The sequence below is a fragment of the Ilumatobacter sp. genome, assembly GCF_046290335.1.
In the GTDB taxonomy this organism is placed as follows: Bacteria; Actinomycetota; Acidimicrobiia; order Acidimicrobiales; family Ilumatobacteraceae; genus Ilumatobacter_A.
Map to the genome: position 1 here is coordinate 15,813 of NZ_JBKAGH010000004.1, position 17,017 is coordinate 32,829.

The 17,017-nt window shown below is 66.8% G+C and carries 12 protein-coding genes; 9 read left to right on the forward strand and 3 right to left on the reverse strand.

Annotated elements, in window-relative coordinates:
• The first annotated feature begins 85 nt into the window (after positions 1-85).
• The 4 genes from ACE37B_RS16145 (at position 86) to ACE37B_RS16160 (ending at position 2,926) form a co-directional block, all read left to right on the forward strand.
• On the forward strand, positions 86-307 hold the full coding sequence (locus ACE37B_RS16145) for a hypothetical protein (protein ID WP_409924363.1): 222 nt from the start codon (positions 86-88) through the stop codon (positions 305-307).
• Between the two features lie 80 nt (positions 308-387).
• Positions 388-1,167 carry an alpha/beta fold hydrolase gene (locus ACE37B_RS16150; RefSeq protein WP_409924364.1) on the forward strand — a complete coding sequence of 260 codons (780 nt, stop codon included), beginning with the start codon at positions 388-390 and terminating at the stop codon, positions 1,165-1,167.
• Positions 1,164-2,066, forward strand: coding sequence for an LLM class flavin-dependent oxidoreductase (locus ACE37B_RS16155; RefSeq protein WP_409924365.1), 903 nt, complete (start codon positions 1,164-1,166; stop codon positions 2,064-2,066). The genes ACE37B_RS16150 and ACE37B_RS16155 overlap by 4 nt, the downstream gene beginning before the upstream one ends.
• The gene (locus tag ACE37B_RS16160) at positions 2,063-2,926 is read left to right on the forward strand and encodes a thioesterase family protein (RefSeq protein WP_409924366.1); all 864 of its coding nucleotides are present in this window, start codon (positions 2,063-2,065) and stop codon (positions 2,924-2,926) included. The genes ACE37B_RS16155 and ACE37B_RS16160 overlap by 4 nt, the downstream gene beginning before the upstream one ends.
• Before the next feature lie 141 nt (positions 2,927-3,067).
• On the opposite strand, the gene ACE37B_RS16165 is transcribed toward ACE37B_RS16160, so the two are convergent.
• The 3 genes from ACE37B_RS16165 to ACE37B_RS16175 are packed head-to-tail and all read right to left on the reverse strand — an operon-like array spanning position 3,068 to position 9,355.
• Positions 3,068-4,042 carry a GDSL-type esterase/lipase family protein gene (locus tag ACE37B_RS16165; RefSeq protein WP_409924367.1) on the reverse strand — a complete coding sequence of 325 codons (975 nt, stop codon included), beginning with the start codon at positions 4,040-4,042 and terminating at the stop codon, positions 3,068-3,070.
• A 4-nt stretch (positions 4,043-4,046) separates the two neighbouring features.
• Positions 4,047-5,753 (reverse strand): glutamine--tRNA ligase/YqeY domain fusion protein, encoded by a 1,707-nt coding sequence (locus tag ACE37B_RS16170; protein WP_409924368.1) that lies wholly within the window; start codon positions 5,751-5,753, stop codon positions 4,047-4,049.
• A 23-nt stretch (positions 5,754-5,776) separates the two neighbouring features.
• Complete coding sequence (locus tag ACE37B_RS16175) at positions 5,777-9,355, reverse strand: lamin tail domain-containing protein (RefSeq protein WP_409924369.1); 3,579 nt, start codon at positions 9,353-9,355, stop codon at positions 5,777-5,779.
• Positions 9,356-9,512: 157 nt separating this feature from the next.
• Between ACE37B_RS16175 and pgsB the strand changes: the two genes are divergently transcribed.
• From pgsB to ACE37B_RS16200, 5 genes are all read left to right on the forward strand, one after another.
• Positions 9,513-10,796 (forward strand): poly-gamma-glutamate synthase PgsB, encoded by a 1,284-nt coding sequence (gene pgsB, locus ACE37B_RS16180; RefSeq protein WP_409924370.1) that lies wholly within the window; start codon positions 9,513-9,515, stop codon positions 10,794-10,796.
• Entirely contained in the window at positions 10,796-12,298 is a 1,503-nt protein-coding gene (locus tag ACE37B_RS16185) for a poly-gamma-glutamate biosynthesis protein PgsC/CapC (RefSeq protein ID WP_409924371.1), read from the forward strand. Before pgsB ends, ACE37B_RS16185 begins: the two co-directional genes overlap by 1 nt.
• 52 nt (positions 12,299-12,350) lie before the next feature.
• Positions 12,351-14,804 (forward strand): CapA family protein, encoded by a 2,454-nt coding sequence (locus tag ACE37B_RS16190; protein ID WP_409924372.1) that lies wholly within the window; start codon positions 12,351-12,353, stop codon positions 14,802-14,804.
• A gap of 86 nt (positions 14,805-14,890) precedes the next feature.
• Positions 14,891-16,084: a LysM peptidoglycan-binding domain-containing protein gene (locus ACE37B_RS16195; RefSeq protein WP_409924373.1), complete on the forward strand. Its 1,194-nt coding sequence runs from the start codon at positions 14,891-14,893 to the stop codon at positions 16,082-16,084.
• 24 nt (positions 16,085-16,108) lie between these two features.
• Positions 16,109-17,017, forward strand: a complete 909-nt coding sequence (locus ACE37B_RS16200; RefSeq protein ID WP_409924374.1) for an SCO6745 family protein — start codon at positions 16,109-16,111, stop codon at positions 17,015-17,017.

Sequence of the window (17,017 nt, forward strand, 5' to 3'; positions counted from 1 at the left end):
GACAATTGTCGCGAAACCGTGACAGTTCGCGCCCAAAGTGCAATTCCCCCGACGCGCGGAACTCAGGACGGGCATGATCGATCACATGGAAGTCACCCGCCGCACCTGGACCGCCGCGGTCAAGCTCGCTGCCGTCGTGTCGGTGGTGAGCGTCGTCATCGCGGTCCTCGCCAGCCGTTTCACCGAGATGCCCCAGGCCGCCATCGTGCTGCCGGTCATCGTCGTGGCGTTCGTCGCCAGCTGGATCCAAACGGGGCGGGTTCGCCAAGCCGTCGTCGACGACCGCGTGCTCGTCGGCAGCCGCTGACAGCGCCGCATCCAGCCCGCGATCACGCCGGGGCATCGAACGCTTCGGGCCGGTGGCTGCCGCTGTGACACGATCGCGCCATGACCATCCCTTCCCCCGATGCTCCCCCGTCGACCGTCGTCTTGGTGCATGGCGCCTGGCACGGCGCGTGGTGTTGGGCCGGCTTCCAGGCCGAACTCGATCGCCGCGGTATCCCGTCGCTGGCGGTCGACCTGCCTGGGCACGGTGCGTCGACCGCACCACTGACCGGGCTGCACGGTGACGCCGCCGCCGTCGTCGGCGTCCTCGACCTCCTGGCCTCGCGTGGCACCGGACCCATCGTGCTGGTCGGCCACAGCTATGGCGGCGCGGTCATCACGCAGGCCGCTGCGGGCCGCGACGATGTCGGCCATCTCGTCTACGTCGCCGCGTTCGCGCTCGACGACGGCGAGTCGGTGATGAGCGCGCTCGGCTCGTTCGATCGACACGAGGTCGCGCTCGGCGCCGCCATGGTGCCGAGCGACGACGGCACGGCGACCACACTCGACCCCGGCGCCGCGGTGCCAGCGCTCTACGGAAGCTGTCCACAGCCGGTGGTCGACGCGGCGCTCCCCCGCCTCGGTCCGCAGCCGATCTCGACGATGACCGAGACGGTCAGCGGCTCGCCGAGGGCGACGATCCCATCGACATACGTCCTGTGCGAGCAGGATCGTGCGGTGCATCCCGCCCATCAGGCAACGATGGCAGCCCGCTGCACGAACCGGATCGACCTCGACACCGACCACTCCCCGTTCGTCAGTGCCATCGACGATCTCGCCACCGTCATCGACGACGTCATCGACGGTGTCAGCGCCGACGTCAGCGCCGGAGCGGCACGATGAAGGTTCGCATCGGCTACGGCCTCGGCACGCGCACCCGCCTCCACGACGAGAGCTACGGCGTGGTCGTCGACACGCTCGAACGACATGGTTTCGACTCGCTGTGGCTGTCGGAGAAGATCAGTGGCGAGGCGCCGGACCCGGTCGTGGCGATGGCGTACGGCGCGGGCCGTACCACCAACTTGAAGTTCGGCATGTCGGTCATGGTGCTGCCGGGCCGGAACCCGGTCGTGCTCGCCAAGGAGCTCGCCACCCTGGCCACGATGTCGGGGGGTCGCCTGCTCCCTGCGTTCGGACTCGGCGCCGTCGACCCCATCGAGCAGCAGGCCTTCGGCGTCGAGCGTTCCGAGCGCGCCGCGATCTTCGACGAGACGCTCGCGGTGATGCGCAAGTGCTGGTCGGGTGAGGTGTTCAGCCACGACGGACCCCGGTTCCGCTACGACGGAGTCATCGTGAAGCCGGCACCCAAGCGCATGGACGTCTGGTTGGGTGGAATCGCGCCCAGCGAACTCAAGCGCGTCGGTCGACTCGCGGATGGCTGGCTGCCGTCGTTCGTGTTGCCCACCGACGCCGAGGCGGGTCGCGTGGTGATCGAGTCGGTGGCAGCCGAGCACGACCGCGAGATCGAAGACGACCACTACGGCGTCCTCATCCCGTATTCGTTCGGTCCGATTCCTGATGTCCTGCGTGCGGTGCTCGCCAAGCGTCGCCCCGATCTCGACGACGTCGCACAGCTGGTCCCCGATTCGTGGGAAGCACTGCAGCGGATGATCCAGCGCTTCATCGATGTCGGTACGACCAAGTTCGTGGTGCTCCCGCTCGACGAGCCCGGCGGCGCCGACGGCTGGGTCGCGCACCTCGACGAAGCGGCCGACGCGCTGCGTCCTCTGGAGGTGGGGTGAGCTCGACCGGCGACGTCGGCGGGCGCGACACCCTGTTCGTCCCCGCCGACGGAGCACCGGCCGGCGCGGAGCGCTGGGTGCCGACGGAGCTCGCGCGCGGTCCGTGGGACCCGACGCATTGTCACGGCGGCCCGACGTCGGCGTTGCTCGCGCGCGCTGCCGAGCGAGCCGGTGAGGCCGACGATCCCGTCGATTGGCAGATCGCCCGGCTGACCGTCGAGTTGGTTCGTGGTGTGCCGGTCGGCCGGCCGCTCGATCTGATCACCGAGGTCGAACGGCCCGGGCGCAAGGTGTCGCTGGTCGCGGCGCGACTTCTCGACGGCGACACCGAAGTCGCGCGGATGCGATCGCTGCGGGTCCGATGCGAGGCCATGCCCCTGCCGCCTCATCCTCGCATCGCCGACGACGAGCTCGGGCTGCCGGGTGACGGCCGACTCGTGACCTCCGAGTGGGACTTCGACGGCGGCGACGACGTGACGGCGTTCCACCGCGACAGTTGCGAGCACCGCTTCGTCACCGGATCGTGGGACGAGTTCGGTCCGTGCTCGGTCTGGATTCGCCTGCTCGTCGACGTGGTCCCCGGCGAGACGCCGTCCGGTGTCCAGCGCGTCGCAGCCGCTGCCGACTTCGGCAACGGGGTGAGCGGCTCGATCCCGGCCGAGGACTTCACCTACATCAATCCCGATCTCACCGTCCACCTCGCGCGACCACCGGTCGGCGACTGGGTCGGGATGGTGACGCACTCTCTGTACGGCACCCCGATCGAGTCGACCGGCGCGGGATACGCCGAGTCGGCGCTCTACGACGCCGACGGACGCCTCGGACGCAGCGTCCAGTCACTCATCATCCAACCCCGCTGACGTCGTCAACGGTCATCGCCACCCCTTCGAGTGCAGACGACCATGACCGACCGCGATCCCCTCGACCGACTGATCCGAAGAAGTGTGAGTTCTCCGCTTCGATATCGGCGCGCTGAACTCACACTTCCGGGCGGGAGACCCTCAGGCCGGGTAGTTCGCTCGGAGGGCGTCGGCGATGAACGTTGCTCGGGCGCGTAGGCCGGCCGTGTTCGGATGGATGCCGTCGGTGACGAACCACGGGTTCTGACTCGCGAGTGCGTCCCAGTCGGCCACGGCGACGGCGGGGCGTCCCGACAGCAACCCGATCAGTTCGTTGTTCCAGGCGATCGTGTTCGGTCGCGCCCAGAATCCGTCGCCTCGGACCGTCGACGCCGTCACCCACAGCACCGGGAGTCCGGCCGCCGCGTCGAGCACCCGCTGGACCCGATCGGCGACACCGGCATTCGAGCCAGCGGCGATGTTGGCAGCGTCGTTGGTGCCGAGCAGGATCACCCAGCATCCATCGAAACCCGCGGCCACCATCGATGTCATCGCTGCGGGCCCGTTGGTCTGGTCCGGCAACGTCTCGACGACGGATCGACCGCCGCTGACGTCGAGGCGGACCGTCTCCACTCCGATGGCACCGAGGGTCGAGACCACGGATTCCGCAGCGGTGAGGACGCCGTTGGCACCATCGAGTCCCACGGCGGTCGAGTCGCCCACCAACCCGACCGATCGACACGACGTCGACACCGCCGCACTCGTCGGTGTCGTGACGACGAGCGGCTCCGGCACGGTCGTCGTCGTGGTCGTCGTGGTGATCGTCGTCGTGGTGGTCGTGGTGGTCGTCGTGGTCGTGGTGGTCGCTGCGGTCGTGGTGGACGCTGCGGTCGTGGTGGTCGTGGCGGCCGCGTTGGCGGGACTCGTGGTGGTGGGGATCGCAGTCGACGGTGGAGCCGTCGTGGGCGCGACCACGGTGATCGTCGCCGGGCCGGTGTCGATCGGCGCACCCAAGGTGACACGCGGAGCGAGGTCGTCGCCAGCTGAGCGGGTGTCGGCGTCGTCGCTCCCGGTGCCGCATCCTGCGACGGCGATCGACGCGGCGACCACCATCGCGGCGAGACGACGCCGCCTCACGAGCTCAGCCCTTGCGTTTCTGGATGTTGGCCCATTCGTCGCGCAGGCCGACCGTGCGATGGAACAGCAGTGGCATCGCCGGGTCGTGCGCGAAGTAGCCGAGGCGTTCGAACTGGACGACCTCACCGAGTGGCGTGTCAGCGAGCGCCGGTTCGAGCTTGCAGCCGGACAGCACCTCGCGAGATGCAGGGTCGAGATCGTCCATCGCGTCGCCGGTCGCCTCTCCGGGCACCTCCGCCGTGAAGAGCCGTTCGTAGAGGGCCACCGTTGCGTCGACGGCATGCGCAGTCGACACCCAGTGCATCGTCGACTTCACCTTGCGGCCGTCGGGCGCGTTGCCGCCCGTGGTCGCCGGGTCGTAGGTGACGTGCACTTCGACCACGTTGCCGTCGTCGCCGATCTCGAACCCGGTACACGTGACGAAGTACGCCCCGCGAAGGCGTACTTCGCGACCCGGCGAGAGCCGGTAGTACTTCGGCGGCGGGTCGGCGGCGAAGTCCTCCTGCTCGATCCACAGTTCGCCCGTGAACGGCACGAGTCGCGTGCCGTCGGCGTCGTTCTCGGGATTGTTGGTCAGTTCCATCTGCTCGACGACCGGTGCGCCGGATTCGTCGGTCGGCCAGTTGGTGATCACGACCTTGAGGGGTCGCAGCACGGCCATGCGGCGCTGCGTGATCGCGTTGAGGCGCCGCCGCACGAACGACTCCAGCAATTCGATCTCGTTGCGGCTGTTGGTGCGCGACACGCCGATGAACTCGAAGAACTCACGAATCGCTTCGGGCGGATAGCCCCGTCGCCGCAGTCCGCGCAGCGTGGGCAGGCGCGGGTCATCCCAGCCATCGACGATGCCGTCGTCGATCAACTGCAGGAGCTTGCGCTTGGACGTGACCGTGTGGGTGAGTTCGAGACGGGCGAACTCGGTCTGGCGTGGCTGATCGAACGGCAGGCCGTCGAGCTCTCGGATCCGGTCGAGGTACCAGTCGTACAGCGGACGATGGCTGTCGAACTCGAGCGTGCACAACGAGTGGGTGACGCCCTCGATGGCATCGCTCTGCCCGTGCGCCCAGTCGTAGGTGGGATAGATCTTCCAGTCCGACCCGGTCCGGTGGTGCTCGGCGTTGCGAATCCGGTACATGATCGGGTCGCGCAACTGCATGTTCTCGTGTTGCATGTCGATCTTGGCGCGCAGCACCGGGCCGCCATCTGAGAACTCCCCGTCTCGCATGCGAGCGAACAGTTCCAAGCTCTCTGCGGGCGGGCGATCGCGGTGCGGGCTCTCGATGCCGGGCTTGCCGTAGCCGCCGCGCTGCGCCGAGATCGTCTCGCCGTCCTGTTCGTCGACGTAGGCCAGGCCGTGCTCGACGAGCACCTGTGCCCAGCGGTACAGCTGTTCGAAGTAGTCGCTCGCGTAGAGCGCTGTCTCGATCGGGTACCCGAGCCAGGCGAGGTCGTCGATGATCGCGTCGACGTACGACGTGTCTTCGGTGTCGGGGTTGGTGTCGTCGAAGCGCAGATTGCAGATGCCGCCGAACTCGCGTGCCAGTTCGAAGTCGATCGTGATCGCCTTGCCGTGGCCGATGTGCAGATACCCGTTGGGTTCGGGCGGGAAGCGGGTCTGGACGCGACCGCCGAACGTCTGGCGCTCACCGTCAGCGATCACCAGGTCGCGAACGAAGTTCGCAGCGGCGGGATGGTCGTCGTTGGTGCTCATCTCCGTCAAGTATGGCGGTCAGGTCACGGTGTCGGGCCGGACGCCTCGGCGTTGATGATCGTGCTCGCCCCCGACATCTTGATCGACGTGCCGACAATCGCGGCGTCGGTTCCGCGCAGCATCGAACCCGCCACCTTGATCTGCGAGCCGGGTGCGTACACCGCACCGCGAATCGAGATGTTCGACGAGTTGAGTTCGATGCCGGCCTTGGAGCACGCGTCCTCGCCCGCCATGAGCGCCGGCAGACCCGGCGCCGACGGCGACAGGCTGATCGCCCCGGACCCGATCCTGATCGTTCCGGTCGCCACGACCGTGACGCCGTTGAGGTGAGCGAACTCCGGGTTCATCCTCACGTCGCCGTTCACGTAGTGCAGCCCGGGGGTGATGGCGCTCCCCGAGCCGGTCACCGTCCACCCGTCGGGGTGATACGTGTACGCAGACGCTGCGAGCGCGTGGACACCACCTGGTGCGAAGTCGGCGAGCTGCCAGTCGAACGGCGACGGCTGGGCGAGTGGATCTCGAACCGGCGACTGATCGGTGGTCACGCTCGAGCCGTTGGCACGGAACTCGCCGCCGTAGGAGATCGACCCGCTCAGTCCGATGACTGCGCCGGAAAGCCGGATGTCGTCGTTCGAGCGAACGTCGCCGTGGATCACGAGCTCCGATCCGCTCATCCTGATCTCGCCGCTGCACGACGCATCCGCGATCGCGAACAGCGAGTGCGTCAACTCATTCGCCGGTGCCGGTTCGGGCACCACGCACACATTGGCGCCACCCGGGGTTCCGAGGTCGCCGTTGCCCTGGTCGGTGACCGCAGCACACCAGTTGGCACCGATCGAGTTGTCGAGCTCGGGCGAACGCAGGCTCATCGTCGCACCCGGCACCTTCGGGAAGCCGTTGTTCGCGGTCCAGGCGACGCGGTCGACGACGGCGAGGTCACGGTCGAGCAGCACGACCTCGTCGGCGGTGTTGAAGTGGATGAACTCGACGCCGTACTGGACGTCGATGTCGACCCCGCCGTTGAGCGCTTCGGTGTTGCGACCGGCGACGAGGTAGCCACCGGCTTCGATCACGACCGGCTGGGTCGGGTCGAACACGAAACTGTCGACGTCGTCGTCGCGCAGGGTCCAGCCGCTGATGTCGACGTCGAGGTCGGACGCGTTGTGCAACTCGAGCCATTCACCTTGCGCGTCGGGCACGGCGTCGGGATCGCGATGGATCTCGTTGATCACGATGGCGCGTGCCCGCGAATCGGTGCAGTCGTTCAGTGCGCCTGGCGTCCCGCGGTCGCCCGAGCCGAACTGGCCGGTCGGGACACACCAGTTGCTCACGTCGGAGTTCGGCGCGAACGACCGCATGGCCGACTCCATCCGGGCAATCGTCGCGCCGTTCGGGCGCGGCATCAAGTTCGTCGTGTTCCATTCCAACCGGTCGACTTCTCGGCCGTACGGGTCGCTGAGAACCAATTCATCGACGGTGTTGATGAGCACCATGCCGTTGCCGATCACATAGTCCGCCACCACTCCACCGTTGGCCGACGTGTCGCCGGAGCGGGCGACGACGGCGTATCCGCCCGGCTCGACGACCACCGATCCGGCGATGACGTGATGTTCCGAGCCGTCGTCGCTCACACTCCAGTTCCGCAGGTCGACCGCGTCGGGCGTGGGATTGAAGACCTCGAACCATTCGCCACGCGAGTCGACAACGACCGCTGGGTTGCGCATCACTTCGCTGATCACCAGCGGCAGCGGCGGAAGCGGATCGCTACAGGTTCCAGCGGCTCCGGGCGTTCCGAAATCGCCGTCGCCATATCGCTGCGTCGACACACACCAGTTCGCTCCGAGCGAGTTGTCGGCCGTCGTCGCGCGCAGCTCGATCGAACTGCCCTTCTCGTTCGGAAACCCCAGCGGCGCACTCCACTTCACCCGGTCGATCAGCGTCCCGTCCGGGGCGACGATCTCGAGCGTCGAGATGGTGTTGTAGAGCGGCAGCGACTCGCCGTAGACGTAGTCGACGTCGACGCCACCGTTGCGCGCCGGGTCGGATTCCACGGCGACGACGGCGCGCTCACCGGCGAGAATCGAGAGTTCTCCGACCGTGTGCTGCGTCGAGTACGTCCGCATCGTGAAGCCGGCGAGGTCGGCCGTCTCGGTCCCGACGTTGGCGATCTCGAACCACTCACCTTGCCGCTCCGATGACGCACGTTCCGGGTCGAACATCACTTCGGTGATGACGACATCGGGGTATGACGGCGGCGTGCAGTCCCCGGGAGCCTGTGGCGAAGCGAAGTCGCCGGCCGCCCATCGGCGCGCCGACGTGCACCAGTGAGCGCCGAGCGAGTTGTCGAGTTCCGGGTCGAGCAGCGTCATCGACGCGCCGTTCGGATCGGGGAACGAACGACCGTCGTCCCAGCGCACTGCGTCGACGAGGATCCCGCGCTCGTCGGTGAGCACGAGCTCGTCGAAGGAGTTGTGCAGCCGCATCCGGTCCCCGTACGCGAACGCGACCTCGACATCGCCGTTCACCGTCCGGTCGTCGCTGATACCGATCAACACGGACTCGCCGATGTCGACCACGATCGAGCGGTCGATGACGAACGACTCGCCGTCGTCGTCCTGCACGCCGAATTCCTGCATGTCGACCGACGCCGATCCGACGTTCGTGACCTCGAACCACTCGCCGATGAAGTCAGACGTGCGAGCAGGGTTCTGAAGGATCTCGGTGATGACGAGTCGTGCCGTGGGCTCCTCGCACTGGTTGGGGCGCCCTGGTGAGCCCAGGTCGCCCTGCGGCATCGGCGTCGTCGCCAGGCACCACGATCCGTCGGCGAGGGAGATCGATCGCCCGACCGCATCGGGAAAACCGGGCTGGCTGTAGTCGACCACGTCGACCACGAGACCGTCGGCGTCTCGCAGCACGATGCGATCACCGACGTTGAACAACAGCACGGAGTCGCCGTAGGAGTAGTCGCCGACCACGCCACCGTTGCGCGCCGTCTCGCCGAATCGGGTCAGCACCGCGTGTTCTCCCGGCGGAATCGTCAACGACGTGATCGTATGCAGGTCGTAGATCTCGTCTCCGAGCGTCCAGCCGGTCAGATCGAGTGGAGCGCTGCTCGGGTTGAACACCTCGAACCACTCGCCGCGCGAGTCGTAGACCGCCGACGGGTTGTACATCACCTCGGTGATGACCGCGAGCTGGGTCGACGTCGGAGCCAGTTGATCGAAGTCAGGGGCACCCTCCACGGCAACTCGTGAGGCCTGGACCAGACCGTCGGGCGTCGGGTCGACCGCCGAGATCGTCGCGGGTCCGCTGATCGTTGCCGGCCGCGGCCCGCTCGGGGCCGCTGGATCGTCGGAGCCACCGTCGCGCTCCGCTGTCGGACTCTCAGAGGCCGGGTCGGCCGCAAGTGGTTCGGACGGCATCGGATCGCTGTCTGGCTCGCTGTCTGGCTCGCTGTCTGGCTCGCTGTCTGGCGCTTCGTCGTCGACGGTCTCGATCTCGACGGGCTCGGGATCGTCGCCCTCGGACTGCGCGAGCGCGGTCGGAGAGGCGCCGACGGCTCCAGCCGCGGCCGCCATGGCGATGACGAGCGACACCATGGACGACGAGGATCGGGAGCGAGCGCGAAACATAGACCCTCTCGTTTCGGCTGCTCACTCCGAAGAGTTCAACCCCCGGCCACCAACTTGACGAGATCTTGACGTTCTTTCGGTGATGGTTTCTCAAGGTCTCTTGAGAAACGGACGAAAGACGAGCGTGCCTCTCATAGTGATCGCTGGCGTTCTCGTCAGCGTCGCGTTGATCCTCCGCTGGAGACTCGAAACTCTCGCTCATCGTCGTCGTGTCGACGGGCTCGCTTGGCGTATCCACGTCAACGGAATCCGTGGCAAGTCGACGGTCGCTCGCATCATCGCGGGCATGTTGCGTGAACACGGACTCGTCACCGTCGCCAAGTCGACGGGAACCTTCGCTGCGGTGATCAACCGCGACGGAATCGACGAACCCATCCAACGTAAAGGTCCGCCGACCATTCTCGAGCAGATCGAGACCGCGAAGCGGTACGTGACGCCCGACGTCGACGCGCTCGTCATCGAGTGCATGGCACTCAAACCCGAGTACCAGGAGGTCTCGGAGCGGATGATCGTTCGTTCCAACATCGGCGTGCTCACCAACGTCCGCGAAGACCACCAAGACGTGATGGGCGAGACCTTGCCCGAGATCGCTCGTTCGCTGCTCTCGACGTGTCCGACCAACGGCATCCTCGTCACGTCCGAGCAGAACCCCGAAATCCTCGCCATCATGAGCGACGTCGCGCGGTCCAAGGGTTCTCGACTGATCGTCGGCGACCCCGAACGCGTCACCGACGACGAGGTGAACGCCTTCGACTACATCGCGTTCAAGGAAAACATCACCATCGCCTTGACGATCGCCGACATCATCGGAATTCCCCGCGACGTGGCGATGAAGGGGATGGTCGACGCCGCACCCGACCCGGGTGTCTTGCGGATGAACGAACTGCGCATCGGCACCGGCCCGATCGGGCCCGAACCGGGCCAGGCGAAGAAGGTCACCTGGGCGAACCTGTTCGCCGTCAACGACCGCGAGTCGATGGTCGCTGCGATGCTGAAGCTCGATCCGTTCACCACCGACGAGACGTTGCTGGTCGGCATCCTCAACAATCGAGCCGACCGGGAACGACGGGCCATCCAGTTCGCCGACGTCGGTGTCAACGACTTGGACTTCGATCGTCTCGTCACCTTCGGCGCCTACGAAGGTCTCGTGACGGAGCGCTTGAAGCAAAACGGCTATCCGCCGGAGCACATCTTGAATCTCGGCGACGAGCACGAGGTCGACCAGGACGAGATCATCGAGCGCATGATCGTGCAGCAACCGTCGTCGCACGTCCTGGTCGTCGGCTTCGTCAACATCCACACCCATCAAGCCGAGGAGATGCTCGAGTACTTCGAGCACGAAGCTGCGCCGTGGACACCGAGCGACGACATCGAGTTCGCACAGGTCGTGGGAGCGGACACCGGCTGATGCACGACTATCTCCTCTCCTCGGAGTGGATCCGTTTCGCCTTCGTGTTCGGCGTCGTGGTGTCGATGGTCATGTACGAGAAACGTCACCTGACCACCGGCTCGATCGTGGTGCCCGGCTACATCGCCGTGTTCATCATCCATCCGGCCGTGATCGTCGCGACGTTCCTCAACGCGTTCTTGACCTACGCGATCGTCAACAAGGTGCTGCGTCGATACTTTCTGCTGTACGGGCGCACCAAGTTCGCGCTGCTCGCGGTGATCTCCACGATGATCCAGACGGCGATGCTCCGGATCACGCCATCCGGACAATGGCTGTGGGAGCACGACATCCCACTGTTCATCGGCGTCGGCTACATCGTCCCGGCGCTCATCGCGCACGACATGGCCCGCCAGGGTGTGTGGAAGACCACCAAGTCGGTCGTGATGGCGGGCGTCATCGTCGCGACGCCGATCGCGTTGGCGCTCATCCTCGACCTTCCCGGCGTCAACGAACTCGCGCCGATCGACGGCTTCGGCACGACGGCGATCGACGTCAAGTGGTTGCCGGTCGCTGTCGCTCTGTCGGTGGCTGCATCGTGGGCTGTCGCCATCAACTATGGATTGCGCAGCGGAGGTTTCGTCGGTGCGGCCTTCGTCGGCATGTTCATGGCCGACCCTTGGCAGGTCGTCGCCGCGCTGGCGATCGCCGCGGCCACGTGGGCGTTCGTCTCGAAGGTGCTGATGCACCACATGATCCTGTTCGGGCGACGCAAGTTCTCCGCGATGCTCCTGGTGTCGTCGGTCTTGACCTGGGGCGGGCTCTGGATCGGCGGGCGGATCTTCGAAGACGGGTGGGAATCACACTTCGCCGTGGGCTCGCTCGCGTTGACCCCCCTGCTCCTGCCCGGTCTACTCGCCAACGACGCGCAGCGCACGTCGCCGGCGCGAGTGCTGCTCGGCGTCACGATGGCAAGCACCTTCGCCGTCACCACGACCTGGTGGATCCAGACGACGATCACCGACGAAACGCTGCATCTCGGCTGGAAACTGCTCTCGCTCGCGAGTTTCGGCTCGCTCTTCGCCAAACAACTCGTGGCCCTCCCGACGGCGCTCGCGCGACGCCTTCGTCGACGTCAGACCGAACTCGTACCCGCTGCCGAGGCCGGCGCAGAATACGTCGAACCCCCGGCGACCGATTGGTTCGCCCCGTGGACGGCCTGGGCCAAACAGCATCCTCGGGCCGCTCACGAGGCCGAGATCTGGCTCTCGGCGCAGCTCGCCAAGTTCGCGTCCGCTCCGCTTCGACCGAGCCCGGCGATCGCTCACGATCTCACTGCGACGGTGTTGCTCACCGCGCTCGACGAACAACGCGGCCAACGCCGCGTCCCTCGATCGCCGGCACCGTCGACCCCGATCTCCGAGACATCCGATGCGGCACGAGAGGCACAACTCGCCGCGTCGGATGTCTCGGACCACACCAGCGAGACGCGAGAAATGGAGCGGCCGCTGTTGGGCTTCTGACCGATCGGGCGAATTCTCAAGAAACCGGCAAGACCGACCGATACGTCAACGTATGCATCGCCGATCGACGCGCCTCTTCGCTGCCGCCGTAGCCGCGTCGACGGTGGTCAGTGCGTGCGCATTCGGCCCCCAGTCCGACGAAGTCGTCGAAGCACCGGCGCCCGTCACGTTGATCGTCCGCGACGAGCGGGGCGCGCCCGTGGCCGGTGCGAACGTCACGATCGGCGACGTCACCTCCGTGACGAACGGCGGTGGGTCGGTCCAGCTGTCGTTGACCGATCCGGTCGTTGCGAACGTGTCGGCTCAGGGATCGCTCGTCGAGCCGGTGGTGATCGACACCACCGACGCCGTCACCACCGTCCACCTGTGGGATCGGACCGGCGCAGATGGACGCGAACGCGTCTCGATGCATTTCGGCGGTGACGTGATGCTCGGACGTCGCTACCTCGACCCGGAACGTCCGGTGTCGTTCGTCGACGACGCCGAATCGGCCCGCCGGGTCGTGCGCGACCTCGCACCGCTGTCGTCGGCCGCCGACTGGACCGTGGTCAACCTCGAAAGCGTGATCGGCGAGTTCGGCGACGAACTCGCGCTCGCCGGCAAGCGGTTCTTGTTGCAGTCCACTCCACACACCATCGACGCGCTCGACGAGATGGGCGCCGACCTGATCACACTCGGCAACAACCACGCGTACGACTGGGGTGAGGTCGGGCTCGATGCGACGATCGATCTGCTCGACGACGTGGGGCTGCAACACGTCGGGGCCGCAGCGACCCGCGCCGACGCCGTGCGCGGCGTGCTGAGCAACGTGGGGTCGCTGTCGATCGGAACGATCTCGTTCACCACGGTCAACGGCAGCTTCGTCAACGATCAACTTCCGGCAGCCGACGACCCGTTACCCCCCGATCTCGAGGAGTCGGAGCGATGGCAGTACGAACTCCGCGAGTTCGGCTTCGACGACGGCACCGTCGTGGTGCCCGTCGAGGCGCGACGAATCGGTGAGGCCTGGCGGCTCTTCAGCGAGATCGAGGACGAACTCAGACCCGCGAGCGACGACGATGCGACCGGCGACCTCTGGAGCGCGCTCGTCGAGACGTACCCCGAACTCCAGGACTGGGTTGCCCGTCGAGGGCACGGTGGGGCCGCTCCGTACCGACGATCGGAGATGGAAGCCGAGATCGAGCGGCTGCGCTCGGCCGGGGCCGACACCGTGATCGTCCAGATCCACGGCGGCTTTCAGTTCGCAGCGGTGCCGAGCAGCTTCGTTCGCAGCATCGCCCACCGTGCGATCGACGCCGGCGCCGATCTCGTCATCGGCCATCACCCGCACGTGCTCCAAGGCGTCGAGTGGTATCGGGACAAGCTGATCGCGTACAGCCTCGGCAACCTGGTGTTCGATCAGGACTTCCTCGCAACGTTCCCGAGTGCGATCCTTCGGGTGATCACGGACGGGGACGACGTGCTCGAAGCCCGCATGCTCCCGGTGATGCTCGATCGCTACCGTCCGATTCCGGTCACCGGTCGATCCGCACGAACGATCATCAGGACCCTCGACGCCCGATCGGCGATCCAGGCGCACAGCGAACGAGTGAGCGGCCTCCACGTCGGTGCCGTGATCCGCTCGGACGAGACCGAGACCGACACCGACACAAACACAAACACAAACACAGACACTGCGGCCTCATCGGGCAACGAGGCCGCATTCATGTTCGACCGCAACTCCGGGCTCATCACGACGCGACGTCTCACCGCACCGCTGCGCATACCGGCGAACTCCGAGCCGACCGAACTCGCGGCGTGCGCGCTGGTGCGCAGCGATCTCCTCCCCGACGGTATCGACGTCGGAACCGACCTGTTCGACTGGGGACACTTCGACGACGATCTCGCCGACGACCGGCAACGCTGGCCGATGCATTGGAGAGTGTCAGCGCTGACCGAACGGTGGCAGCTCGGCCGCGGCGCGAGCGACGAGCCTTTCGACCGTTCACTCGAGATGTTCTCCGATCCCAACAGCGGCACGACATCGCAGATCGCTGCTCGTGTCGACCTCAGTGCGCATCGGCACTTCGACGCCGACGGCACTCCGCTCGACCCACCCGCCAGCTACGAGGTGGTGCTCGACGTCAAGCGCCAACGCGGCGAGTCGCCTCAGATCCGGATGGTCGCGTTCGACTTCGACGACACCGATCCGACTGCCGACCCGGAGAGCGAACGGCTCAACGAGGTCGTGCTCGACATCGACGCGCCCGACGATGGCGAATGGCACCGCGTCCACATCCCGATTCCCGACTCGTTGCTGGCACCGGGGCCGACAGGAAGTCGACCGAACACCGCCACGTTGCTCGTCGACATGCCGCCCGCTCTGCGGGCGTCGATGGCGATCGACAACGTCCGCGTCATCGAGTGGCGCGGCCGCACCGCCACCGATTCTCCCGTCTGGGTCGAAGGCGACTTCGTCAGGTCGAGCACCGCGGTCCCGTTCGACCTCGTCACGTCGGGTTGCTGATGCTGGCTGAGGCTGGAGAACGAAACATTCTCGTCGACCACGCTGCGCGACGACCCTCGCACCAACAGCGTCGGTACCGTACCGATATGCGTGGACAGCGAGCCGGAGTGATGCTGATGGGGCTCTGCCTGGTCGGATCCGCATGCGCGTCGGCAACCGACAGTCGCGCCGAATCGGTCCCGATTCCCGGCGCCGCTGCATCCCAGAGCGAGCCCGAAGTGTCCGATGCGACACCTGACACGCCGTCTGGTACGACACCTGAGACCACCGCGGTCACGACGACGCCCGACAGTACGATCGCCCCGAGCAGCACGACGACGCCCGACAGCACGACCACCACCACGACCAGCACCACGACCAGCACGGTGCCGGAACTCGACGTGTTCGAACCGCGCTGTGTCGTCGAAGTGCAGCCGGGCGACTCGCTGGGCGGGATCGCCGACGAGTTCGACGATCCCACGGTCAACATCCCGACGATCCAGGCCGAGAACGGCCTCACCGACGACGTCATCTACCCCGGACAGCTGCTCGACGTCTGCGTCGACAACGGCCTCGACGACCGCACGGGCGCCGAGACGGCACCGAATCAGGCGATCGTCGACGCGGCCCGGACCGAGGCGGTCAAGGCGCAACAGACCAAACTCAACGAGCTGTTCGCCGGGTACGGCATTCGAGAGCTGCTCGTCGACGGGGTGTCCGGCCCGGTCACACAGCAGCGGCTCTGCGCCGCCCGACTCGCGCTCAATCTGCCGGTGACGCGGGCCGACATGGAGGCCGGGAGCGAAGAAGAACAGTTGCTGATGTCGACCGAGGCGATCCGCCAGCCGTTCACCTCGGCGCTCAACTCAGAGCGGTGGATCCTGATCGATCGCACCTGCCAGATCATGTTCGCCGGTGAGGGCGACAATGGCATCACGTTCATCTTCCCGACGTCGACCGGTGAAGCCGGCTTCGAGACCCGCGACCAGGACCGCTCGCGGGCGTTCCGCTTCGACCCGGCGCTCGGCAACGGCGGCTGGCACAACAGCACCACGTATCCGGTCGCCATCGACAATCCGCTCAACGGCAACATGTACAAACCGCTGTACTTCGACGGCGGCCAGGCGATCCACGGCTCGAACAACGTGCCGACCACACCGCAGAGCAAGGGCTGCGCCCGACTGCGCGTCGAGGATCAGGATCGTCTCGTCGCCTGGCTCGGACTCGCCGATGCCGCTGGCCCGACGGGCGACTCACGCCGCATCAACGTCACGGTCAACGTCCAGGGTTCGTACGACTGAGCTGACATCGGCTACACCGAGCCGATGGATCGACACGACGGACCCACGATCGAACGACGGCTCGGCGGCGCGCTCGAGCCCGTGATCGGACAGGTGTACTTCTCTCCCGAATGCCACGCGGCGTACGCCGAGTTGGGCTTCTCGCCGTCGCAGCACGAAGCCGACGGCGTCGCGCTGCCGGACGGGCCCGCGTACTTCACGAGCCGCGGCTCGGTCATGGGCCAGGTCAGCGGTCACGTCGTCGCCTCGGCGTTCGCGGTGTTCAACCCCGAGGCGGTGGTGCCGTCGGTGACCTACGGATGGCAACTGACCGACGCGGCCACGATCTGCGACGCCCGCGATCGGGGTGCGATCGGGCAGCTCGAGCGGATACTCGGCAACGAACCGGAAGGGCGTGACCGGGTGGCGGAGCTGCTGGTCCGGGCGACCGACGGACTCAAGGTCGAAGGGCGGCCGCTCGCCGCCGGCGTGAGCGGACTCCCCGACCCCGATCACCCGCTCGGTGTGATCTGGCGCCGAGGCGACCTGCTCCGCGAGTACCGCGGGGACAACCACACGGCCGCGTGGATCGGCGCCGACCTCGATGCCACCGAGATCGGCATCCTCACCGAGCTGTACTGGGGTCTTCCGGCGCGCAGCTACAGCCGAACCCGAGCATGGTCCGACGAGCAGTTCGACGCGGCCGAAGAACGGTTGCGCTCGCGCGGCCTGCTGACGGCGGCGTCGACGTTCACCGACGCAGGACGCGAACTGCGCGAACAGATCGAGGTGACCACCGACGCGATGATGCGACCGGTGCTCGACCGGCTCGGCGACGACGTGGAAGAACTCGTCGACCTGCTCACACCGTGGGGAGCCGCGGTGCGCGAGGCGAAGGGGTACCTGTCGTCGGGTCCGCACGACCTCGCCGACCGGGCGTCTGCGCGACACTGA